The 22,099-nt window shown below is 44.8% G+C and carries 23 protein-coding genes and 1 tRNA gene; 9 read left to right on the forward strand and 15 right to left on the reverse strand.

What is annotated here, in order from left to right; translation table 11 throughout:
- The coding region (locus OSCI_RS23015; RefSeq protein ID WP_039962896.1) for an ATP-binding protein at positions 1-1,342 on the reverse strand (1,342 nt) is incomplete at its 3' end.
- 268 nt (positions 1,343-1,610) lie between these two features.
- On the reverse strand, positions 1,611-2,162 hold the full coding sequence (locus OSCI_RS23020; RefSeq protein ID WP_007357573.1) for a GNAT family N-acetyltransferase: 552 nt from the start codon (positions 2,160-2,162) through the stop codon (positions 1,611-1,613).
- A 241-nt stretch (positions 2,163-2,403) separates the two neighbouring features.
- On the opposite strand from OSCI_RS23020, the gene OSCI_RS23025 reads away from it, so the two are divergent.
- Positions 2,404-3,714, forward strand: a complete 1,311-nt coding sequence (locus OSCI_RS23025; protein WP_007357574.1) for an AAA family ATPase — start codon at positions 2,404-2,406, stop codon at positions 3,712-3,714.
- Complete coding sequence (locus tag OSCI_RS23030; RefSeq protein WP_019487811.1) at positions 3,699-4,331, forward strand: RloB family protein; 633 nt, start codon at positions 3,699-3,701, stop codon at positions 4,329-4,331. The genes OSCI_RS23025 and OSCI_RS23030 overlap by 16 nt, the downstream gene beginning before the upstream one ends.
- Positions 4,332-4,500: 169 nt before the next feature.
- On the opposite strand, the gene OSCI_RS23035 is transcribed toward OSCI_RS23030, so the two are convergent.
- From OSCI_RS23035 to OSCI_RS23050, 4 genes are all read right to left on the reverse strand, one after another.
- Positions 4,501-4,574 (reverse strand) — tRNA-Pro (locus OSCI_RS23035).
- Between the two features lie 48 nt (positions 4,575-4,622).
- Positions 4,623-4,988 carry a DUF1818 family protein gene (locus OSCI_RS23040; RefSeq protein WP_007357576.1) on the reverse strand — a complete coding sequence of 122 codons (366 nt, stop codon included), beginning with the start codon at positions 4,986-4,988 and terminating at the stop codon, positions 4,623-4,625.
- A 2-nt stretch (positions 4,989-4,990) separates the two neighbouring features.
- Positions 4,991-5,626, reverse strand: a complete 636-nt coding sequence (locus OSCI_RS23045; RefSeq protein WP_007357577.1) for a hypothetical protein — start codon at positions 5,624-5,626, stop codon at positions 4,991-4,993.
- Positions 5,627-5,643: 17 nt separating this feature from the next.
- Complete coding sequence (locus OSCI_RS23050; RefSeq protein WP_007357578.1) at positions 5,644-5,880, reverse strand: DNA-directed RNA polymerase subunit omega; 237 nt, start codon at positions 5,878-5,880, stop codon at positions 5,644-5,646.
- Between the two features lie 193 nt (positions 5,881-6,073).
- On the opposite strand from OSCI_RS23050, the gene OSCI_RS23055 reads away from it, so the two are divergent.
- Together OSCI_RS23055 and OSCI_RS23060 are read left to right on the forward strand one after the other, a co-directional pair.
- Complete coding sequence (locus tag OSCI_RS23055) at positions 6,074-6,781, forward strand: GDSL-type esterase/lipase family protein (protein WP_007357579.1); 708 nt, start codon at positions 6,074-6,076, stop codon at positions 6,779-6,781.
- A gap of 186 nt (positions 6,782-6,967) precedes the next feature.
- Positions 6,968-8,608, forward strand: coding sequence for a SpoIID/LytB domain-containing protein (locus tag OSCI_RS23060; RefSeq protein WP_007357580.1), 1,641 nt, complete (start codon positions 6,968-6,970; stop codon positions 8,606-8,608).
- Between the two features lie 151 nt (positions 8,609-8,759).
- Here the strand turns inward: OSCI_RS23060 and OSCI_RS23065 are convergent, their stop codons facing one another.
- Positions 8,760-9,059, reverse strand: coding sequence for a ferredoxin (locus tag OSCI_RS23065; RefSeq protein WP_007357581.1), 300 nt, complete (start codon positions 9,057-9,059; stop codon positions 8,760-8,762).
- Positions 9,060-9,544: 485 nt separating this feature from the next.
- Between OSCI_RS23065 and OSCI_RS23070 the strand changes: the two genes are divergently transcribed.
- Complete coding sequence (locus OSCI_RS23070) at positions 9,545-10,546, forward strand: Gfo/Idh/MocA family protein (protein WP_019487810.1); 1,002 nt, start codon at positions 9,545-9,547, stop codon at positions 10,544-10,546.
- 252 nt (positions 10,547-10,798) lie between these two features.
- Here the strand turns inward: OSCI_RS23070 and OSCI_RS23075 are convergent, their stop codons facing one another.
- From OSCI_RS23075 to OSCI_RS23100, 7 genes are all read right to left on the reverse strand, one after another.
- Positions 10,799-11,194, reverse strand: a complete 396-nt coding sequence (locus OSCI_RS23075) for a hypothetical protein (RefSeq protein WP_007357583.1) — start codon at positions 11,192-11,194, stop codon at positions 10,799-10,801.
- A 29-nt stretch (positions 11,195-11,223) separates the two neighbouring features.
- Positions 11,224-12,036, reverse strand: a complete 813-nt coding sequence (locus OSCI_RS23080; protein ID WP_007357584.1) for an SDR family oxidoreductase — start codon at positions 12,034-12,036, stop codon at positions 11,224-11,226.
- A gap of 264 nt (positions 12,037-12,300) precedes the next feature.
- Positions 12,301-12,462, reverse strand: coding sequence for a hypothetical protein (locus tag OSCI_RS30315; RefSeq protein ID WP_155523426.1), 162 nt, complete (start codon positions 12,460-12,462; stop codon positions 12,301-12,303).
- A gap of 57 nt (positions 12,463-12,519) precedes the next feature.
- On the reverse strand, positions 12,520-13,269 hold the full coding sequence (locus OSCI_RS23085) for a GDYXXLXY domain-containing protein (RefSeq protein ID WP_007357585.1): 750 nt from the start codon (positions 13,267-13,269) through the stop codon (positions 12,520-12,522).
- A 151-nt stretch (positions 13,270-13,420) separates the two neighbouring features.
- On the reverse strand, positions 13,421-14,824 hold the full coding sequence (locus OSCI_RS23090) for a DUF2157 domain-containing protein (protein WP_007357586.1): 1,404 nt from the start codon (positions 14,822-14,824) through the stop codon (positions 13,421-13,423).
- Between the two features lie 182 nt (positions 14,825-15,006).
- A complete protein-coding gene (locus OSCI_RS23095) occupies positions 15,007-15,645 on the reverse strand; it encodes a Uma2 family endonuclease (RefSeq protein WP_007357587.1) in 639 nt (212 codons plus the stop codon).
- A 72-nt stretch (positions 15,646-15,717) separates the two neighbouring features.
- Positions 15,718-16,242: a hypothetical protein gene (locus OSCI_RS23100; protein ID WP_202796251.1), complete on the reverse strand. Its 525-nt coding sequence runs from the start codon at positions 16,240-16,242 to the stop codon at positions 15,718-15,720.
- Positions 16,243-16,317: 75 nt separating this feature from the next.
- Here OSCI_RS23100 and OSCI_RS32510 point away from each other — a divergent pair, with 75 nt between their 5' ends.
- On the forward strand, positions 16,318-16,374 hold the full coding sequence (locus OSCI_RS32510) for a YSIRK-type signal peptide-containing protein (protein WP_417063891.1): 57 nt from the start codon (positions 16,318-16,320) through the stop codon (positions 16,372-16,374).
- A 130-nt stretch (positions 16,375-16,504) separates the two neighbouring features.
- Here the strand turns inward: OSCI_RS32510 and coaD are convergent, their stop codons facing one another.
- A complete protein-coding gene (coaD, locus tag OSCI_RS23105; RefSeq protein WP_007357589.1) occupies positions 16,505-16,987 on the reverse strand; it encodes a pantetheine-phosphate adenylyltransferase in 483 nt (160 codons plus the stop codon).
- A 272-nt stretch (positions 16,988-17,259) separates the two neighbouring features.
- Between coaD and OSCI_RS23110 the strand changes: the two genes are divergently transcribed.
- From OSCI_RS23110 to OSCI_RS23120, 3 genes are all read left to right on the forward strand, one after another.
- On the forward strand, positions 17,260-17,721 hold the full coding sequence (locus OSCI_RS23110; protein ID WP_007357590.1) for a Fur family transcriptional regulator: 462 nt from the start codon (positions 17,260-17,262) through the stop codon (positions 17,719-17,721).
- 205 nt (positions 17,722-17,926) lie between these two features.
- Positions 17,927-20,080: a hypothetical protein gene (locus tag OSCI_RS23115; RefSeq protein ID WP_007357591.1), complete on the forward strand. Its 2,154-nt coding sequence runs from the start codon at positions 17,927-17,929 to the stop codon at positions 20,078-20,080.
- A 45-nt stretch (positions 20,081-20,125) separates the two neighbouring features.
- Entirely contained in the window at positions 20,126-22,078 is a 1,953-nt protein-coding gene (locus tag OSCI_RS23120) for a DUF3685 domain-containing protein (RefSeq protein WP_007357592.1), read from the forward strand.
- The last annotated feature ends 21 nt before the right edge of the window (positions 22,079-22,099 follow it).

Genomic DNA, 22,099 nt, shown 5'->3' on the forward strand with positions numbered 1-22,099 from the left:
TCCCCCGCTCCCCTAGCTCCCCCGCTCCCAGTCTATCTCTCTCCCGCCGCGCCTTTTGATAAGGTGCAGCCGCCCTCAAAGTCGCATCAACCGCAATCCGTCGCACGGGGCCTTTAGGCAACATCGGCTTAACGTAGCGGCCTCGATCTTCCGAAAAAATGACGCTACGACTTCCTGACTTACCCTGACGGTTAGCCATTTGAGCAAATAAAAGCACCGTAGGATCGAGCACTACCCCTTCTGGATCGAACAAAAATTCTTCAGGAATGCTCATCTCTTCCTCTTCTGGAGGCTCTCGATCTTCATCCTCATCCTCATCCTCATCTTCATCTTGCTCTTCCTCCGACTGATCTTGAGGTGGCGGCGGCGGTGGCGGTGGCGGTAATTCGTCTGGCGGAGTTTGAACGATCGTAGCGCGGGGTACAATTACCAATTCTACGGCGCGGCGCAAATCGTCAGCCGTGACATCAGTACGTCCCTCCAAAGCCGCCGCAGCTTTAGCTACTCGCATCGCGAATAATTCGGCTCGATGTCCCTGTACGCCGCCACGAATGGATTCTTCTACCAAATAGGCGATTTGTTCGCGCTGAATGCGGACATCTTTGAGCCATTCTCGCGCTAGTAAAATCTGAGTTTTTAAGTTATCAATATCTTCTGTATATCCATCGAGAAAAGCTTGGGGAGAAATAGAATAGGAGAGGGCAGACTCTACAGCTTGCACTCTTTCCTCTAATCCCAGAAGAGCATCGGCGGAAAGCGCGATCGCAATTCTATCTAACAAATGTTCTCTCAGCGGGCCTTCTTCGGGGTTGTAGGTAGCAATAAATAGCGGTTGGCAAGGATGTTCAAAGCTAATTCCCTCTCGCTCAATCCGGTTGCGACCTTCGGTTAAAACAGTCAGCAATTGGTTAGAAATATTGTCATCGAGAAGATTGATTTCATCGACGTAGAGCACGCCTCGGTGCGCTTGGGCTAATAATCCCGGTTGAAATGCGGTTTCACCTAGTTTTACAGATTGCTCGACATCAACTGAACCTAAGAGCCGGTCTTCTGTGACACCTAAAGGAATTTGTACGAAGGGTGCGGGAATGATTTTGGTTGCTAATTCTTCTCCTTCCCTTGGTTCCTCGTTACAGATGGAATCTTTAATGATTTCAATCGGTGGTAGTAAACAATGTAAGGCTCTTGCCATGACAGATTTTGCAGTACCTCGGCGGCCTGCGATCGCGACTCCTCCCAATCCCGGATCGATTGCGGCCAAAAGCAGGGCTAATTTAATCGCCTCTTGCCCCACAACGGCTGTGAGGGGAAAGGCAGTCATAGTAGATGTAAATTGAGTCATTATTTCTATTATTTTTTAATCCGCTTTGCCTATTACTACTTTAAAGCAAAACGCGACCAGACACAAATCCCCTGGGATTATCCTCTCAAACCCATCTGGAAAAATGGCAGCTTATTACCTCTGACACTCATTAATTTATCAACTATTACTTGACAAAGTTCCATCTTAATTACCCAATATTAATCGTATAATCCACCCCAAATTACTATAGAACTGTATTCATTAACGGGAATAGGAATAAGAATTAGCATAATGCGGTCAGGCATCTTTAGATAGTAGATAAATTCTCCCAGGTTTCTCGTATAAGCTGCCATTCAATTTGGTTCCATCCTCGCGTACTCATCCAATCTGGACTGGCTGGCGTACCGATTACAACGAATCCATAGCGTTTTGCTAACCTGGATATGCGCAAATTAGCACTGACAGAAATACCGCGAATTTCGTTTAACCCCAAATCGCGGAACCCAAATTCAATTAAAGCTTTCCCAACCTCAATAGCATAGGCGTAACGCCCCCAAAACTGAGGTGCTAACTCAATACCTAGTTCTGCTTGTTCGGGGCCATAACTATCACGGCGCAAACCACCACAGCCAACTAATTCTAGAGTACGGCGATCGACTATAGCAAGCTGATAATTGCGCCGAGGGTGTTCAGTTGCCCATTCCCTAAACCTTTGAAGTAGGTCGCGGGTAAAGCTGGGTGTAACTTCTTCTGGCGCACAGAATTCAGCATAGCGAGGGTCAGCATGATAGGCCAAAAATGCAGGTTCATCTTCTCTGGTAAAATCCCGTAGGAGAAATCTGTTAGTAACGATTTCCATAGCTAGCGCTCTCACCTGCTCGATCGATCGGAATCGAATATTGGTCTAGTTCAGTTTAACCCGTCCCGCGATTCATCCAGTGTGGCGCGATCGCGCTAGGGCTTCACTGGGTGAAAGGATAGTTGGAGTAATAGCGTCACAATAAGATGATCGTCTTTCATCTGAAAGAAGGAGATTCACTCAAACTAGGGTATAATTATCGTGAATAAGTCACGTAAAATAGCCTAACGGAAGCCAAATCATGCTTGTAGACTTCACAGTCGAGAACTATCGCTCCATCAAAGAGCCTGTCACTCTTAGCGCAGTGGCACAGCGTTCTCGTCAGGGTAGTCAAAGCAGTAAGAATAAGCGAACTAAGACAGATAATGAGATTACACCGGGATACCAAGTTGAAGGATGGGACATTGAAATTTTACCTGTTTTAGCAATCTTTGGTGCTAATGCTTCAGGTAAAAGTAATGTTATTCAAGCTTTAGATTATTTGTTGCTACTTATGGCTCATGGTAGTCAAGAATTAGCAGGAGCTTCCCGTTTATTTAAGTATGCAAAACCTACTCCTTTTAGATTAGATGGTACTTCTTCTAAAGAACCGACACGCTTTGAACTCCGAACACTATTCAATAATAATATTTACACTTATTCTTTAGCAATTAATCAAAATCTCATAATCTCAGAAAGTTTAGAGTATAAACTTGCCGAAACAAAGCGTTCTCGGATTTTATTTCAACGTAGATGGAATGAAGAGTTAAAGAAAAACCTATGGAAGAATGGTTCAGATTTCTCTGGCTCTCATACTCAGCTTCAAAAAAGTGTTAGAGAGAACGAATCATTTATCAGCATATTATTAAAACTTGAAGTAGATGTGGTTGAGCCACTATGTATGTGGCTTAGAAATCGCTGGTCAGGAATTAGCTTAGGACATGAATCCTACGACCTTTTTCATACTATGACCTTATATGAAGCAACTATTTCTACGTCATTACAGATCCACAAAAAAGCCTTAGATATAATCAAAAAATTTGATACTGGGCTTTCAGACATACAAATTCAAAAGAAAGAAGATGAGAACTTTGAGTTTGATATATATGCTTTACATAAGACTAATGAAGGGCATGAAGTTAGATGGCTTTTTGAAGAGGAATCTCTTGGCACTCAACGGCTTTTCAGTCTCGCATATCGGATGATTTTAGCTTTTTATACAGGTGATTTAATACTAATTGATGAATTGGGAAATAATATACATCCCAATATTGTGCGTAGTATTGTTAGAATGTTTCAGAATCCTAAAATGAATCGGGAATATGGACAGCTAATTCTTACTAGCCATGACAATACATTACAGAGAAATAATTTGCTGAGACGAGATCAGATTTGGTTTACACAAAAGCGTTCAGACCAAAGTACAGAGTTATATCCATTAACAGATTTCCATGTACGGAATGATTTGGCAATTGATAAAGCTTATTTAGATGGCAGATTTGGGGCTGTTCCTTTTCTACCATCTGATGAAGAAATGATTTTGGAAGGTGAAGAGAAGTGTCAAGAAAGCTAAATCGTCAAAGACCAAGCAAAGAAATTGGTCAAAAAATATTGATTGCTTGCGAAGGAAGTAAGACAGAACCAGGTTATTTTGAAAGTATCCGCAGAGAACTACGTCTCTCTACTCTAAATATTATTGTTCTGCCTCATCGTGGTAGAACTGATCCGCGTAGCATTATTGAACTTGCAATTGAAACCCGCCAAGAAATGAAGCGAGAGCGAAGCTGGACTCAAGGAGACAAAGCTTGGGCAGTTTTTGATGGAGATGAGCATATCGAGCAAAATTATGAAAATTGGGAAAGTGCAATTAATAGGGCTAATAGTCAAGAGATTCATCTAGCAATTACAAACCCATGTTTTGAGTTTTGGTATCTAATTCATTTTCGAGATTATTTTGCACAAATTACTCGTGATAAAGCGAAAGCTCTGTTGGGAGAACATATTTCTAACTATGAAAAGTCAATGTGTCTTTACCCAGAACCATTAAAAGAGTTAACCCCCCAAGCTATTCAACGTGCAGAGCGAATTGCAGCGCAAATTGAGCGTGATGAATTGCGTGAGTATTCAAATCCTTGTTGTAGTAAATTACCCGCTCTCGTTCAAAGTCTATTGAATTTGCAGACTCGTTAGAGCAGTTGTCCCTTAGCAAAATACTTGTTTTCGTGTTGGGTATATTTTTAATCTTACGCCCCAATTTTATAATTAATCCTCCCCGTGTCAGTCCTAATTCAGAATGAAGTGATTAATAAAAAAGACTCTTAAAACGTCAAAACCTGCTCCAAAAAGCAGGTTTCAACCATCGGAGCGGCGGGATTTGAACCCACGACCCCTACTACCCCAAAGTAGTGCGCTACCAAGCTGCGCTACGCCCCGACACATCTCTTCAATATATCATCAATATCAAGTAAAGTCAAATAAAATTCAAAAAACTTTTAAAACCTGTGCCGCCTGTACTAAACCAGGAACCGCCGCCGCCTCCCAAGAACTCTCGCACCGCCGTCCCGCATTCAAAATCAACTTTATGCTGTAAGCTTCGGGATAACCTTCGGCCTGCATCCACAGCAAATCGCTTTCCACTTCACAGGCGATTTTCTCCTCATCCATTAACTCAGCAGCCATCAAGCTCATCGTTTCGGCTAACTGCCCCAACAATCTGCAAAAATCATTCAACTCTGCCTCTGTCAACTCGATCGCCCAATCATCCCCACCCACTAAACCCTTAAATTCCGCCGCCTTGGGGTTCCATCCTAAACGCCAACCCGCACCAGTCTTAATTACGCGCTCCATGCTTACGGCATCAATAGCTTGGCATCCCCTGGTTGTGGTGCTGGTGGTACTTGTGAAGGCGATCGCTCTTGACTCCCACCCGCAGCAGGTACGCTCGGAGCATTCCCATTAAAAATATCCACTAAAACTTGAATCAAAGTATCCCGCTGAGCGCGATTGAGGTCTTGAATCACAGTGCGATCGCGCTCCATTGGATTTAACCGCAACACATCACCCCCTGGATACACCGACTCTTCCAAAAACTCAGGAGTCACCCCCAAATAGTCAGCTAAAGTTAGCTTCCAATCCAGACGATAATTACCAGGGCGACCCTTGACAAATAAATGATAGCGAATCAACCGCCCTACCAAAGTATTGTTCGGATCGACTTTCCCAGTCTCCTTTGAAACATAATTATTTTCCTTTGGAAAATCAGGCAACTGTTGATAAACCAACCGCCATACCTCACTCACCCGCAACTCCTGTAGAGGTTGCTGAGCCAACCGCTGCACCTGAGTTGGTTGGGGACTCGCCATAGTTAAAGGCGATCGCGCCGAAACACTCAATTCCCCTGATTCAAAAATCCCCCCCAAAACAGTGAGACACGCCACACTCAGAGCGACGATCGCAAAACTCAAAACTCGCTTAAAATTGCTCACAGTTTTCGACAGAACTCCTACCTCAAAGGCTCCCCAATAATTTCCTCTTGCGTCAGCTCATCGGACATCTCAAAAATCGCCCGCATCACCGGCTTCATCAAGTGGTCATCCATATTATCAAAATCTTCATAGCGACGGCGTTTGGCGCGGTTCGCCACTTGTACCGTAATTCGGTAGCGATTAGAAGCTGCATTGATCAACTCCTCCGCCCTACGGGTTAACTGAGTTGAATCGAACGTTGGACGCTTAAGCATGAGACTAACCACCTTACTATAGTGTTACATTCTATTTTACTATGTCAAGATTCTTGACACTGCCAACGGCATTACGCAAAAGTATAACATTTGCTAATCCCATCCAATGCCGTTCAGACCTGAAGGCGCGGACAACGCTGTACTCAGTTCGGGAAATAGTTCTGTAAATTCTTTTACTCACTTTTTTTAGATTATGGCAGCAGTAGCCTATTCATTTCCTCGGTTGCATCAAGTAAATCCTCATCCCCTCAAACTGGTAGCCTTGGGGGACAGCTTAGTTTATGGCTTTGGCGATCACGAAGGCGGCGGCTGGGTAGAGCGACTGCGGCGGTTATGGATGTTGCCCGATAGTCCGGGTCATGTCCTCTACAATTTAGGAGTACGAGGCGATCGCGTTTATCAAGTTGCCCAACGCCTCGAAAACGAATTTCGCCATCGAGGAGAATTGAGAAATCGCCTCCCAGATGCGATTATCCTTTCAGTAGGCATTAACGATTCCCCCAGAGTTCAGTTACCTCACGGTCGCAACTATACTGAATTCGAGCATTTTAACACAGTTTTGCATCACTTGTTAGACCATGCCCATCAACTTTGTCCAGTCCTATTTGTCGGCATGGTTCCTGTTGATGAAAACAAAATGCCCTTTCAAAAATGCTTGTACTACAACCAGGCAGACCAGTATAAATATAAAGAAGCCACTTGCCAAGCGTGTTTGGAACGCCACATTCCCTATTTAGATATCTTTGAAAAATGGCTAAGTCGGGGTAAGGATTGGTGGCATCCTCGCCTCTCTGAAGATGGCATTCATCCTAATGTACTCGGCTATCAATCTTTACTCCAAGATGTCCTCCAGTGGGAACCCCTTGACCAAATAGCTAAACAAAAAATTGTTAATTGTTAACTGTTAACTGTTAACTGTTAACTGTCAACTGTTAACTGTATTAGGTTGTGTCTGCGTAAGTCCGATCTCGTTAATATTAATCAAAGTTAGATCGATTTTTGTCAATACCTCTGTAGACGCATAAACTTGTGCTACCCTACAGTTCTAAGGAAGTACCAAATTTCCAGTTCTAGGAGGCAGTTAACTTTGCTAGCTCAACAAGCTCAAACTTCGCTTTTTAAGTATTTCAGTATATCTGTCCAGCTTTTTACTGCTTTTTGCCTTCTAGGACTTGGTAGCGAGTCTAGTTTCGCGCAGACTCCCAAGGATCGAGATATCAAAATCGGTGTGGTGCAGAGATTTGGTACTAAACCAACGGACAAGCTGACGCTGAAAGCTACCCCAGGCTCAAGCCTAACTTTGCGTTACCAAACTCCCAAGGGAATAGAAACAGCTAACACTGCCAGTGTCAAATTAGAAGTGGCGATGAAACCGCTACCTGCACCTGTAGTCGATGAACGAGTTATACTCAGCGCTCACCGCAGTTTTGAGAGTGCTGAAGATAGCGCTAATCAGTGGCGAAATCGGGGAATTGAAGTAGAAATTGCTCAACCGGAACGCTGGCAAGTTTGGGCGAAACGAGATGTTTACAAAACTCCTTTATTGCGGCGATTGTTGTTAGAAAGTTTACAGGCTCAAGGCAATAAAACCGCTTTTATCGATACAAAAATTGTCAAGCAAGTACCGCAGGCATTCTGGGTTTTAAATGGCTTTCGCTATAATCGTAATCAGTTGAAGGTGACGGCAGGAAACGGAGTAATTGAGGTGGTGACGGGAACAACTCCCAGTTATGAGAATACTCGCCGCTACGGGGGAAGTTTACAACTTCAAACTAATGCTTATGGTACTTATACTTTAGTCAATGACGTACCTGTAGAAACTTATTTGCGGGGAGTTGTACCGCACGAAATCGGGGCATTCTCGCCCTATGCTTCGATTGAAGCTCAGACAATTCTGGCGAGGACTTACGCGCTGAGAAATGTGCGTCGCTTTGCTGTTGATAATTATGAATTGTGTGCAGATACTAATTGCCAAGTTTACGAAGGATTGACTGAGGTATATCCTGAAACTGATAGGGCAATTTCTGCGACGCGCGGTTTGGTGGTAGCATATAATAATGAACTGGTAGACGCGCTTTATTCTGCGGCTAGCGGCGGGATTACGGCTACTTTTGGCGATGTTTGGCATGGCCCAGAACGACCTTATTTGCGATCGGTGATTGACGCACCAGGTAATGTTTGGGATTTATCTAAGCAGAGCTTGGCAAATGAAGCGAATTTCCGGCGATTTATGAGCCTGAAGAAGGGGTTTAATGAGGAAGGTTCTGATGCCTTTCGCTGGCGGGAAGAAACTAGCTTAGAGGCGATGACTGCATTTCTGAAGCAATATTTTCAGAAGAAACAGAGTCCTCTGGCTAATTTTAAAACGATTAAGCAGGTGTTAGTTACGGAGCGATCGCCTGCGGGTCGAGTTTTGAAAATGACCGTGCAAACTGATGCAGGTAAAATTGAGATTGATAAAGATGAGATTCGCAACGCTTTTGAGCCGCCAATCAGTACGCTGTTTTATTTAGATCCAGTCTACAATCCCGATAAATCGATTAAAGGATATGCCTTTGTGGGAGGCGGTTTCGGTCACGGTGTGGGGATGAGCCAAACTGGGTCTTATAACTTGGCTAAATTGGGTTGGAATAGCGATCGCATTCTCAACTTTTATTTTCCAGGGAGCAAAGTTGTCCCCCTCGATCCCTCTATAGTTTTTTGGCGATCGCCCGAAAATAAAAATTAGTAAGGTGGGAATTGCCCACCCTACTACTGAAAACAATCGTCTGTTGCTGATTTAGTCTGACTACATTTAACTTACATCTTCAGGGAAAGCAGGATACTGACCCCATAGCGATCGGCATAGATCCCAAGATGCAAGCAAAAGATTTTTTAGCTTAGTACAGAGATTCTTCTTGGTGGGTTTGGATAGTACAGTCAGACTTGGGATAAGCCACGCAGGTTAAGACAAATCCAGCTTCAATCTGATCGTCATCCAAGAAAGATTGGTCAGACTGATCCACTTCACCGCTGGTGATTTTGCCAGCACAGGTAGAACAAGCACCTGCGCGACAAGAGTAAGGCAGGTCAAGCCCTGCTTCTTCAGCAGCGTCGAGAATATATGTATCTTCCTCAACGTCAATCGTGGAATTAATGCCTTCAGCTTCGTTGATGAGTGTTACTTTATAGGTTGCCATGCACTGATCCTCTCAAAAGTTTTATAAAACCGATAAGCTTGCCTAATACAAACCTGAATGTTCTATTAGCCCGTCAGGTTTGCACTTTGGTTAGTTTACTCTCTGATAGTAGGGGAAACTAGGAATTTTGCAACACTGATTTCATATATATTTTGAATGGGATTAGTTATAACTTTTTCTAATTTCATCTTGATTACTTATACTTATGCTATAGCAACCGCCAGGGCGGTTAGGGGCTAGGGTAAGAAGGGGCTAGGGGCTACGATGCTCAGGGCTAGGGTAAGAAGAGGAAGAAGAGGAAGAAGGGGAAGAAGGGGCTAGGGGCTAGGGGCTAGGGGCTAGGGTAAGAAGAGGAAGAAGGGGAAGAAGAGGAAGAAGAGGAAGAAGGGGAAGAAGGGGATAGAATCAGCTAGTTTGGTGGAACTCAGAACGTCTTAATTGCCTTGGCGACTGCTATATTTTGGTTATTTTGCAGTGAGTTCCAGATGAATACTACCTCTCGCTTCTCGGCTAGTTCCCCTATTAGGGTGGGCATTGTTGGTACCGGTTTTACCGCTAAGCTAAGGGCCCAGACCCTGGAGACTGATGAGCGATCGCACCTGATAACCGTTGCGGGTCATAGGCCTGAGAGTACGGAAGCCTTTAGCGAACAATTCCAGATTGAGCAATCAGTTTCTTGGCGGAAACTAATAGAACGCGATGACCTAGATTTGGTAATCGTCTGTACGGTAAATCGAGATCACGGCGCGATCGCGCGGGCAGCCCTGGAAAATGGCAAGCACGTAGTTGTCGAATATCCCCTAGCATTGGACGCATCGGAAGCTGAAGGAGCGATCGCGATCGCACAGCAACAGCAAAAATTGCTCCATGTCGAACACATTGAACTATTAGGCGGTTTGCATCAAGCAATTAAGGAATATTTGCCGGCCATTGGCAAAATTTTCTATGTCCGCTACGTTACCATCAATCCCCAGCATCCTGTACCTCGGAAATGGACTTACCAACATTCCTTGTTTGGCTTTCCTTTTGTTGGTGCTCTTTCTCGATTGCATCGATTTACTGATTTATTTGGGGAAGTAGGGAGCGTTACCTGTCAAACTCAATTTTGGGATACGGAACCTGATTTTTATAAATCTTGTTTGTGCAGCGCTCAGTTGCGATTTACTAATGGTATTATAGCTGAAGCTGTGTATGGGAAAGGAGAAACATGGTGGCAGTCAGAAAATACTTTCACTATTTATGGTGAAGCTGGAAAGCTAATTTTTACGCCGGAATCTGGTCAATTAATCCAGGGAGAAACCACCCAAACTATTGAGGTTGGTACTCGTCGCGGCTTATTTGCAAAAGATACAACAATGGTGTTAGATTATTTACAAGAGGGAACGCCGCTGTATCTAAATTCAGAAGCTAGTTTGTATACTCTAAAAGTTGCAAATGCCTTAAAGAAAGCTGCGGAAACAGGAGAAAGTATTGCAATTAGTAATTGATTAAGCGATCGCTGACTTATTCCTTCCCGTTCCCATCTTTTTGCGCCCGCATCTCAACCAGCTTTCTTAAGGAACTGCTAATGCTACGTGAGTTCGGTACTTCCTTGTTTCCAGAGGGCCATCCTTCACGCTGACGGGAGCGATCGCCATCTGTCTCCTCGGTTTGTTTGGTCGTGGAACAAGATTTGCTGCGTCGGGAAGGGCAAGTCAATACCGTTGGCAGTCAGCTTGTTCTTAATGGCAGTGAGAACCTTATCCCGCGGTAAAAGACGTGAAATTACTGCGGTTCTTGAATTTAGGAAATCCCCTACCATCAAAGAAATTGGTATAGGCTGTGTCCAAGCGCTTAACATTTTGTTGCAGAACTGTTGCATCTAGTTGGGCATACCAAGGTCTAGCCATTTTCAATTCTGGCAATGCTGTAATCTGAATATCACCAGCACTTCGACGCGGATTTCTAGCCTTACCTTCTTTGTCAAACTTAGAATCTTTCCAAGGATTTCCGGTTGCACCACTTTTACTTACGAAACAAGTCAAGGGCGAAGCTTCACCCCTCGTCCTGATGTCACAATAATCGCCTTGGATAAACTGCTGATTGTATTGACTGATTCTATCATTTAAGCACCAGTTATACTGACTTCGCAACATATCTATCCAAGTTGCTGTTCTGCGTTCATCTAGCCCCCTGTGGCGAACCCTGGATACAGAGTCATGCCGCCGTCTACAAATAGAGTTTCACCATTCACATAATCTGAGTCATCCGAGGCAAGCCAAACAGCAGCTTTAGCAATGTCTGTTACATCTCCGACTCGTTTTGCGGGAATGAGTTTTAGTAATTTTGCTTCAGCTTCCGGCGTATCCCAGGCTGCTTTATTAATTGGGGTTTTAATAGCACCGGGTGCAATGCTATTGACCCTAATCCTGTGGGGTGCGAGTTCTTGGGCAATACTTTCCATCATCATGTGGATGCCGCCCTTACTGGTAGCGTAATTGACGTGACCCGCCCAAGGAATTACCTCGTGTACCGAACTTATACAAATGATTTTGCCTGCGGCACTGGAGATATCTGGCTTCACGCCCCGTTTGAGAAACTCTTTTGCGGCTTCACGGGCGCAGAGAAACTGTCCGGTTAGGTTCACGTCAATCACCAAATTCCAATTGTCGAGAGTCATGTCTACAAACGCTGAGTCTTTTTGCAGTCCAGCGTTGTTGATTAAGATGTCGATTGTGCCAAAGTGCTGGTACATTTGGTCAAACATTGACAAAACTTCCTCTTCCTTGGCGACATTTGCACCGATCGCGATCGCTTCCCCACCGACCGATTTAATCTCGCTGACAATCTTCTCTGCTGCTTCCTGTTGAGAATGGTAGTTGACTAAAACAGAAGCACCCGATGCAGCCAAAGCACGGGCGATCGCTTCACCAATACCAGAACTTGCACCCGTTACGAGTGCTTTTTGACCTTTGAGAAGATTAGGGGAATAGCTCATATTTTTTCCTCGTCTTGTTTTTTGGCGAAGTAAATTTGTATCAAGTTAAGTACGATTAACGATGATTTTTCCCATCTAAAACTATTAGTAAGTTAGTAAGTCCGGTACGAATATCAGCCAATTTAAAAAAGTCGTGCAATATTTATTTCCTGAACAACTTTAAGAATTTTTAGAAGTAACTTCGTCTATCTAATGGAGTATTTAGTCTCTATTTCTAAGGATAGAATTTTATGAATATTTAACACTTTCCTTGTTTCTTTAGATTTACTTTGCTTGTCGGTACGATCGCCTGCTTGATGGAGCGATCGCTACACCAAATCTTTTAAGATCGGGACTTACGCACCCAACCAGAGAAACCGGGTTTTTTGACAAAAATGCTTCGTTTTCACCCACAGATGCTCTCAAAAACCCGGTTTCTGGAGCCATGAGTGTAAGTCCTAATGATACCAACTCCGGGTTTAAGTAGAAAGAAGGGGGAATGCCTTAAAATCGATAATTGCGATCGCGCACCCATAGACTTATCGGTACTGCATTACCCTCAGTATCAATCTTCGTTTCGACTACAAAAGACTGTGGTTGCCTAGATTGAGTTTGAGTGATATCAGCATTGACTTCTTCGCGACGATTTTCCGGCATATAATAAGTTTCTAGCCCATATTCAACGCGCCATCCATTATATTTTCCCTTAATCGCCACCTGATTTGCGGGCAAGTTAGTGGACTTATTGAAGCTAACCCGCACTGGCTTCCAAGGCTTAGGACGACCAGAATTTGTCACCGTTTTAGGTGCTTCTAGAATTACGTAAATACTTGTTCCTGGCTTTAAATATTTCGGTGATTTTGAGCAATTAGTCTTGTTAGATTGACAAGTGAGCGAGTCATTTGGTAAATCTTTCCAGCCAGGGAGAGCATTAAGATTATTAGGATTAGAAATGTCATAGCCCAGAGTTTGGGAATATCCCCGCAAAAAGTCGTATGGATCTACGGGTGCTGTTTGAAGGATAACGGTCTTTCCTGTAATATGAGTATAAACTGCATGAGCTGGGACTGAGACAATTAGTGCTATTTGTAGCAGCAAGGGAACCCAGACTCTCCAAGCCGGTAATCTCTGTTCAGAAGCAGACAATTTGAAGGCTGAAGGCTCAACTAAATTCTCGTTTGCCAGCTCAGGATTAGTCTTTGAAATCTCTTGATTTTCAGAATCTACCACAGATTTCTCATTAGGTGATTTCATGGTAATGTACCTTTAATAGTTTATGGTTTGCAAGTTAAGCGTATTAGGCTAAACCTCTAGAACGATTAAGATAGATGTTTCGTAATTCCGTCCTCTGGGCAGTTCAATTACCGCCCAGAGGACGGCGTTATGCAAATTTCACCCTTCAAGATTACATTCTCATTTCTTCTTGCTTTTTCAGTCGGGCAAAGTGTCTCTCATACCAAATTCCAGCAGCAATTACACCAATTCCGCACAAAGCGAACACAAAAGATTTAAGCAGTAATTCAGTGTTGTATTCAAACAATCGGCTGATAATTTGTAGCGTTATCAATACCATCCCGCCCCAAAATGTAGCTCTATTTCCTAGTGCCAAACCTTCTCTAATTAGACCCACAGCCAAGAGGAATAATAACACATTAAAAATAAATGTGGCGAGGATGGGAATAGGAGTAAAAGTCAGATTCCAAAGATGAGTTAATGCCGTGACAGCTAGGAATCCAGCGATCGCATTCGTTGTCAAATCCACTCCCTGACGTTTGCGACTTTTTTTCTCTTGACGACCCAAACGCAGCCATTCAAACACAGTCAAGCCGGCGAGAAGCGCTACATCTAGCAAAGGAATCCAGTCTATTACAGTTCGATCGTTTATTGAGGTAGAAAAACTATTCCACAGCCCATAAAAAGAGGTCAGATAAAATAGACTGGCGAGAAATAGGAGTGCGAGAGTACGAGCAATAGGTTGAAATACTCTGCTGTGTGCTTGCGGCAAAATCAAGTCATCGTACCCCCACAGTAGAGCCGGAGGCAAAACGCAAGCGATCGCGAAACCCCAACCTCCTTTCAATTCCTGGGAAATAGAAACTTCTAGAGAAAAAACTATGGCGATCGCAGCCAGAGTGAAAATCGCACGGGAACGACACCAGTAAGCTAGTGGCACAAACATTAAACAGGCTACTACAGGAAAATGTTGCACCAATATATCAAGCCAAGAAAACTCGTCTTTTGACGACCACCAATCAAATACCCCCAGCCAATAACCCAATCCCATCAACAGAATGGCTACAACTCCCAAGGAAGTCAAACGCAGGCTATAAGCCATTGCCAATACGCCTAACCCCCAAACGAGGTAAAGACCGTAAGGAGAGCCGCCAATGTGGAACATTTGTGCCATCAGTGCCATATTTGCACCTAAGCTTAAAGCTCCTAACAGCAATAATCCTTCACCAAGTCGCTTTTGCCATCCCATCTGTTGTCTGCTATTAGATAGGGGAGTTCGCCATAGATAAAAGCCACCTGCATTGACTCCCACGAACACGCTCAGCAGTAAAACAACTCTGAACTCGCGAGGCCACTCTTGCCAATTGGCTGCTACAAAGGTAATTGCACCTAAGCCTAAGAGAATGCCACCCAAGCCAATTAAAATAGCGAGGAAACGATTGCGGGATGCTGTTTCTAGGCTATCGAATTGATAGCGATCGGAGAGTTGTTCGTATAATGGAGCGTTAATAAGTCCTTCTGCCTGCCAGAGTTTGGCTTCGGAGCGCAACTGGCGGCGAAATTTATCTGAAATCATTTGGTAAAAACCTTATTGACCGCGATTGCTTTCTAAAATGTGTCATCTATAAACGGATTTTTCCAGAAAGCTAGGACACCTCTGCAACTTGCACAATGGCTAATTGCTAATGGCTAATTGCTAATGGCTAATTGCTAATGGCTAATTGCTAATGGCTAATTGCTAATGGCTACCTTCTGAGACTAAAGATTTTCCCGTACCCAATTTTTGAAAGCTTGAATAGCGTAGGTTCTGCCAGCAACTTGACTCTGCTGAGCGTACTGATTCACCAGCTCGACAATTGGGATATTGGGGAAAGTGGGACTCACATCAGAATCAATATATTGTTGGGCTTGCAAGACATTGATTTGTAGCCCTCGTCGTGCGTATCGCCAAAGTTCCGGCACTCCTAGAACTTGATAATTATCCAACTGCGTGCGAGATGTGAGGTCAATTTCTATTGCTAAGTCTGGAGGAGGATCGACACTCAGATCGAGGCGGTTTTTACCGATAACCGCTGCTTGATTTTGAATGTAAAAACAGGTATCCGGTTCGACAGCCTGACTCATACGTTCATTTTTTAACGTTGTCGAACCCAACGACTCAAATGCTATTTGTCGTGCTTCCAACAAAATTTTTACCATGTCCCCAATAATTTCTTTGGCTTTTTCATGTTCGGCCAGAGGAACCATAATTTCTAACCGTCCGTTACTATAGGAAAGTCGAGAAGCACGTCGTTCTCCCAATTCCGCCAAAATATTTTCAAATTGTTGCCAGCTCACACCCTCAACCAGCAATTGCTGACCCGGTTGAATCCTCAATTGTCTTAACTCCAATAGCATAATTGTTCACCCATTTTCTCTACAAAATCTGGTAAACACTAACCACTAACCACTAACCACTAAACAATTAGTTTAATGTTTTTGAGGTGGTATATTGCTGTCTAACTGCTGCCTACCATTGCGGATCACGCGCAGCATTTCAGTTAGCTGTTGCTCGATATTGTCGAGTGCGTGGTCAGCGTAGTCATCAGCTCCATTTTGAATTTCTTCGCATTCAGCGATCGCTCTGGCTCTCATTTCCTCTAATTCTTGTTGAGCCTGATAGCGAATCTGTTCAATTTCTGCGATCGTAGCTTGCTGGATTGCCTCGCAATCCAATTGAACTTGTTGCCGTAATTGATCTGCTTCTACTTTTGCCTGCTGGATTAGGCCCATTTCGTTCAAAAGCTCAGAGGCCCGCTGTTCGGCTGCTGCGATGATTTCTTGAGCGTAGAGTTCGGCTTCTTGAACCAGTTCGTCTTTGTGGCGGATGATGAGTTCAGCTTCTTGAAAGGCGATCGGCAAATTCAGCCGCACTAGATCCAGTTGGTCGAGCAATTGTTCTTCATCGACAAGCGTGCGTCGAGTCAGGGGAATCCGGGGACTGTCGAGAACGATTTCCTCAAGGCGGTTGAGTTCCCGCTGAATATCTACCCCTGCTGTTCGCGTGGCTTCTCCGTAGGAGCCTACAGCTTGAGGCGATTCAGTCTCGGTGCTGTGTCCGTTATTATCGGGTTCGATGCGGGTTGAGTCCTGCTGGCGTAACATTTGCAAATATCCTATGTACTGCCTGTTGACAAGGGTTAAGGGCTGTTCACAACAGTTAACAGCCAACGGTCAATTTTTGCAACAAACCTAATGTATTCAAAATAGCTCATTTTTATGGTAAGTTTTTGTAACATTTATAAATATCTACAGCGACGTGCTTCGGTACAAGATGATCGACGGAACCCCCAAATCTGGCTATCTCTTTGACTACGCTACTACTTAAAAAGCTGTACTCGTTGGAAGTCGCCAGAAACACTGTCTCTATTTCGCCCAAGAGGGTTTTATTAGTATGGGCCATTTGGAGTTCCATTTCAAAGTCTGTTAATACGCGCAATCCCCGCAGCAATACTTTGGCTTGCCGTATTCTGGCGTAGTTTACTGTTAAACCCTCGAAGCTGGCTATTTCTACGTTGGGTAGGTGTTGGGTGGAGTGGCGAATCTGGTCTATCCTTTCTTCGACGGTAAATAGGGGGCTTTTATTAGGATTTCGTAAAACGGCTACTATTACTTGCTCGAAGAGTTTACAGCCTCTTTCGATAATGTCGAGATGACCGAAGGTAATCGGGTCGAAGCTGCCGGGATAGATTGCTATCACAAATGAGAAATATTTGGGTTACTCAGCAATTATAGGATATGGAGCAATGGAAGTTTTGAGAGATTGCTTCGTTGCACTCGCAAACCCTAAATCCTGCGAGTAGGCTACACCAACCCAGTTTTGAAGCGATAAGAGTAAGGAATCCTCCCCCATCTTCCTGACCCTGCGTGGGAAGAGTCCATAGTCTTAAGATAGAATTAAGTTTAAGAGAGTCCGTGTCCATTACATTGCACCGGAATCCCACATTGAGCAGGCAAAATGAGGCGACGGTCGTGAAACCAATTCGTTCTTTAGAAGATGCTTTGAACCGCTGTCAGACAATGGGTATGCGTCTGAGCCGCCAGCGCCGCTTTATACTTGAACTGCTCTGGCAAGCAAGGGAACACCTCTCAGCTCGTGAAATTTACGATCGCTTGAATCAGCAAGGTAAGGCGATCGGTCATACTTCTGTATATCAAAATTTAGAAGCGCTCTCAAGAGAGGGAATTATTGAGTGCATTGAGCGTTCGGAGGGGCGGTTGTACGGTAATGTCAGTGACTCCCATTCTCATGTCAACTGCCTTGATACCGAACAAATCCTAGACGTTCACGTAGAATTGCCTAAAGAGTTAATTGAGCAAATCGAACAGCAAACGGGCGTTAGGATTGCCGACTATCGGATCGACTTTTTCGGCTACCGTTTCCCTGATGCCGCGATCGCAGAGTCTGAAAATGATACGCCAAAAGCTTCTTAAAGCGGGATGGGGAAGAAATGAGGGTTTTGAGTTTTGAGCTTGAGTTGGGGCGATACCCCCCTGGCCTGAGCCTTGAGTTGTGAGTAAAAAAGTCAGAGATTCCCTACTCAAAACTCCCTTTCTTCACAATCTTCGATTCGTTGGTAAGCTGTATACCTCCCAATTGGGTTAAGCTCTATAGAGCATTACAGGACAGGCTGAAGTAATGGCAAGACGACAATCTGACAAATTCCCCAAACCACCAGCAAGGTACAACCCATCCCCAAATCCGCAGCCAGAGTTAAGGACAGCAGACGAGCTTTTAGAGTCGTCTGCTTCTAGAAACAAAGCCAAAGTCAGCAAAAGAGGTTTTTGGCAATGGCAATTGATATACTTGGGTGTCTTGTTGGCATTTGGTGTAACTGGTGCCGGTGCACTTCTCTGGTTGCTCGCCGTGCAACCACCGCCTAACTGCCAGCAGTTATCCCCTGTGGCAGCCGATGGGGAAAGGCTCTATTGCGCTCAGCAAGCAGCTAACTCTGGGAAGTTGGAGCAAATACTAGAAGCTTTGGCTTTGGTCGAAAGTTGGCCGCCGGAGCATCCTCTTCACGAACAATCTCTACAACTTACTGGGGAATGGTCGAAAGCTATTTTGGGGCTGGCAACTGCGAAAATTGAAGTGGGAGACTTGCAGGGAGCCCTCGATATTGTAGCTAAAATTCCCAAAACTAGCCCAGCTTACTCAGAAGTGGAAAAAGCGGTGGTTGGGTGGCAGAATAATTGGGAAGAGGGCCAAAAGCTCTATGAGAAAGCGCAAGAAGCTTTGAAGGCAGAGGATTTGAGGAAAGCTTCGGAGTACGCTCAAGCTCTGTTTAAATTGGACAATATTTTTTGGGGTCAAAAACGCTTTAATGAGCTTGTAGAGCAAATTACGCTGGAAAGGCAGGGCTGGCAGCGCCTCCGAGAAGCTAAGGAGTTAGCGGCTGAGGGAGGTCTTGAGAACTTGGGAGAGGCGATCGCTTTAGCTGGCAAAATTGGGAAGAAGCTTTTTGCCTATACGAAGGGAGAAGCCCAAATCGTGAGCTGGAGCCGCGCTTTGCTGGGTATAGCGCGTCAGCGGTTGGAGGAAAAAAACTTGGATGGGGCGATCGCGGCTGCTAATTTGATTCCGGCGGATTCTGCTCTCTATGCTGAAGCTCAAGATTTGATGCAGCTAGGTCGCGCTCAGGCTGTGACGTGGAATCAGTCGATCGGTACGCCGCTACCACAACATATTTTTGCACTGTTAGAAGGGCAAGCGGCGGCGGCTCAAATTGCCCCAGATCGCCCTCTTTACAAACAAGCTCAAGCTCAAATTAAGGACTTAGAGGTACAGTTTCAAGATTTGTTGCGGCTGCAAATGGCGAGTACGATCGCTAGTTTCGGTCAACCGATCGCGTTCCAACTCGCTATTGACCAAGCCCAAACTATCAATCCCGGCAAACCGAGGCGGGTTCATGCCCAGACTTTGGTAGCTTACTGGCGCAAAGAAATTCTTCGTATTGAAGACCAGCCATACGTTTTGATCGCCAGACAGTTAGCAGTGCCGGGAACTGCTCAAGGGTTGAATGCGGCGATCGCGCAAGCTAGCATGGTGGCTCAAGGTCGTCCCCTACGGATAGAGGCGCAAACCCTAATCGCGCAGTGGACGAAAAGTATTCAAATTGTCGAAGACCAACCCCTGTTAAATCAGGCGCAAGCTTTGGCTAAGCTGGGCAAGCTGACTGAGGCTATTGAGCAAGCTTCCCAGATTAAGAACAATCGGGCGCTATATGCTCAAGCTCAAGCCAATATCTCTCAATGGGTTTCCCAACAGCAAATCGCCCAAGATAGACCTATTCTCACTCAAGCATCTGAGTTGGCCGCTCAAGGAAGTCTGAGCGCGGCAATCAGTATGGCTGCTCAGATTGGCTATGGGCGATCGCTCTACTCGGAAGCCCAAGGTGCGATCGCTCGCTGGGCCGCAGAACGCGATGCGATCTCTGCCCCCCCGCCTGTAGCGGAACCGGCTGCTCAATATACTGAACCGGCATCGCAACAGGAGCCTTATTCACCTCCTGCTCAACAACAGGAACCCGCTCCTCCTGCTCGACAACAGGAGCCTTATTCGCCGCCACCACCACAAGAGGAATATTCGCCGCCACCACCACAAGAGGAATATTCACCCCCACCACCGCAAGAGGAATATTCGCCGCCACCGCAAGAGGAATATTCACCCTCGCCACCGCAAGAGGAATATTCACCACCACCGCAAGAGGCAGAACCGGCTCCGCCTGCTCAAGAAGCGCCTGCTCCTGCTGAACCTCCAGCATCTCCCGATGGTAATTTACTTTCTGAATAAACAGTTAACAGTTAACAGTTAACTAAATCCTTCTTCCTTCTACTTATGACCAATTTGCAATTGTTGGTGGTTGAAGGCGACCCTCTTTTTCGCCTGGGTCTGCGGGTTGCTTGCGAACAGTACCCGGACTTGCAAGCGATCGCAGAGGTGGAGTCTGGGACTGAGGCTTTGAATGCGATCGCTGCTCTGGGCGACGAAAACATCCCCGATGTCGTAATTTGGATTTTAGACGGGCAGATTTGGCTCTCAGATGTTACTGAGCAAGATTTTTCTGTGGGGATGATGCTGTGTCAGCAGCTCAAAACGCAGTACCCCAACTTACCATTATTGCTACTGGCGGGAAGTAGTACACCAGCTCTTTTAGCAAGAGCAAAGCAAGCGGGTGTCAATGGCTATTGCTCAAAAGCGATCGCAGTTGCAGAGATCGTAGCAGCTATTCGCTTAGTAGCATCCGGTGAAAGCTATTGGCCAGAGCGATCGCAGGAGCAAGAAAATCAGAGCAATACAATTCCTTTAGCTATAGAAGAACAGAGCGAATTACGTCCCGGTTCTCCCTTCCCCAGACTTTCTCTGTATCGAAAGTTAATTGCTCATCTTTCCAGATCGGGAATGCAGGAAATTGATGCCGCGATCGCGGAAGTAAACACACAATTACAAGATTCTAGACTGTTACAAAAAGAAGATTTTGTATCTCTGAGCGATTGGGTTTTACTCAGCGGTCGCCGCCGCGAATTGTTAGCTGCTCGTTGGATTGTCAGTCAGCTATTACCGACCGATCGGGAACAGAAAATTATAGAAAATCGGGAGGAAATCAGCAGGAGAATAACTAACAATAAAACAACTAATTCCCCCTTTCCAATTCCTAATTTACCTACGGTAATTAGCAATTCAGAATTATCTCCTCAGCTTTCAGCCACAAATGATTTACAAACCGCTTTATTTAAAGCAATAGCGGCGAAATTAGAATCAGGTTTAGTTAACTTAACGGGTCTACCTCTGGAAATAGATATCTTCCGGTTAAATAAGAAACAGGACTTGATGTATATAATCTTACGCAAATTACAGGATATACTTGATGAATTGCGCTTTTCCCAAGTCGAGTTGCCGCAATTATCAGAAAAGCGTTCGAGTATTATCAGAGATTTGTGGCAAGATACAATCGCGGATTTCTTTGGTAAATATTACACCCTACGGATAGAGGAAGGGAATGTTGGGGAGGTGAGAAATACAGCAGGATTGCCCCTACAAAAAAGGAGCGAACTGGGGGGAAATCCCTCTTTTGTTCTTCCTCCTTCTTCCTTGCTATTTTCCGAGAAACAAGAGCGAATAGAAGTTGTACCAGTGTTGTTGCAAGAGACTCAACTGGTTGAGACTGCAATTCTTGATAAAATTCCGCTAGTAGTGGAATGTTTTGCTCATTTACTATATCAAACTCCGCTGATAATTGATAATATTTCCTGCTCAGCGGGTAGCCCCGAAGCGATGGTGCGATCGCAAGTAATGCTGGAAAACTTAGTGATTCAACTGGCTAACGGGGTGGTGCAACCGCTATTAAATAATTTTGCCGATCTAGAAGAAATCAAACAAAAATTTTATGACCGTCAGTTGATTTCTACGCGAGAGATTGAGAAATTTCGCAATAATTTGTCTTGGAAATATCGAATGCAAAATTTATTTTGGGAACCACAGGCAATTTTTGAAAGCCGCTTTTTGCTGTTGACATTGAATGAAATAGGAATTCAGAAAATATCAATTTATTCTCCTAGAAATCAGGAGTTAGCTCAACTTTCGGGCGTGCAGTTGGTGGTGACACTGGTATTAGAAATGAGGGACGCGACAGCTCCTCGTGTCCGAGCAATTATCGCTTTTCTGGGCACGGGAGTTGTCTATGTGCTGACGCAAGTTATTGGACGAGGAATTGGTTTAATTGGACGGGGAATTCTTCAGGGAGTAGGCAATTCTTTGCAAGATAGTAAGTGGGAAAAAAAGGGTGACTAATTGTTATAGCAACCGCCAAGG

Origin of the sequence: Kamptonema sp. PCC 6506, from assembly GCF_000180455.1 — a bacterium.
Taxonomy (GTDB): domain Bacteria; phylum Cyanobacteriota; class Cyanobacteriia; order Cyanobacteriales; family Microcoleaceae; genus Kamptonema; species Kamptonema formosum.

Excerpts from the sequence above, each read along its gene's own strand:
- OSCI_RS23020 (WP_007357573.1), bottom strand. The coding sequence starts at position 2,162 with ATGGAAATCGTTACTAACAGATTTCTCCTACGGGATTTTACCAGAGAA.
- OSCI_RS23025 (WP_007357574.1), top strand. The coding sequence starts at position 2,404 with ATGCTTGTAGACTTCACAGTCGAGAACTATCGCTCCATCAAAGAGCCT.
- OSCI_RS23115 (WP_007357591.1), top strand. The coding sequence starts at position 17,927 with ATGGCAAGACGACAATCTGACAAATTCCCCAAACCACCAGCAAGGTAC.
- OSCI_RS23055 (WP_007357579.1), top strand. The coding sequence starts at position 6,074 with ATGGCAGCAGTAGCCTATTCATTTCCTCGGTTGCATCAAGTAAATCCT.
- OSCI_RS23080 (WP_007357584.1), bottom strand. The coding sequence starts at position 12,036 with ATGAGCTATTCCCCTAATCTTCTCAAAGGTCAAAAAGCACTCGTAACG.
- OSCI_RS23085 (WP_007357585.1), bottom strand. The coding sequence starts at position 13,269 with ATGAAATCACCTAATGAGAAATCTGTGGTAGATTCTGAAAATCAAGAG.
- OSCI_RS23040 (WP_007357576.1), bottom strand. The coding sequence starts at position 4,988 with ATGGAGCGCGTAATTAAGACTGGTGCGGGTTGGCGTTTAGGATGGAAC.
- OSCI_RS23065 (WP_007357581.1), bottom strand. The coding sequence starts at position 9,059 with ATGGCAACCTATAAAGTAACACTCATCAACGAAGCTGAAGGCATTAAT.
- OSCI_RS23070 (WP_019487810.1), top strand. The coding sequence starts at position 9,545 with ATGAATACTACCTCTCGCTTCTCGGCTAGTTCCCCTATTAGGGTGGGC.
- OSCI_RS23120 (WP_007357592.1), top strand. The coding sequence starts at position 20,126 with ATGACCAATTTGCAATTGTTGGTGGTTGAAGGCGACCCTCTTTTTCGC.
- OSCI_RS30315 (WP_155523426.1), bottom strand. The coding sequence starts at position 12,462 with ATGGCTCCAGAAACCGGGTTTTTGAGAGCATCTGTGGGTGAAAACGAA.
- OSCI_RS23075 (WP_007357583.1), bottom strand. The coding sequence starts at position 11,194 with ATGTTGCGAAGTCAGTATAACTGGTGCTTAAATGATAGAATCAGTCAA.
- OSCI_RS23095 (WP_007357587.1), bottom strand. The coding sequence starts at position 15,645 with ATGCTATTGGAGTTAAGACAATTGAGGATTCAACCGGGTCAGCAATTG.
- OSCI_RS23050 (WP_007357578.1), bottom strand. The coding sequence starts at position 5,880 with ATGCTTAAGCGTCCAACGTTCGATTCAACTCAGTTAACCCGTAGGGCG.
- OSCI_RS23090 (WP_007357586.1), bottom strand. The coding sequence starts at position 14,824 with ATGATTTCAGATAAATTTCGCCGCCAGTTGCGCTCCGAAGCCAAACTC.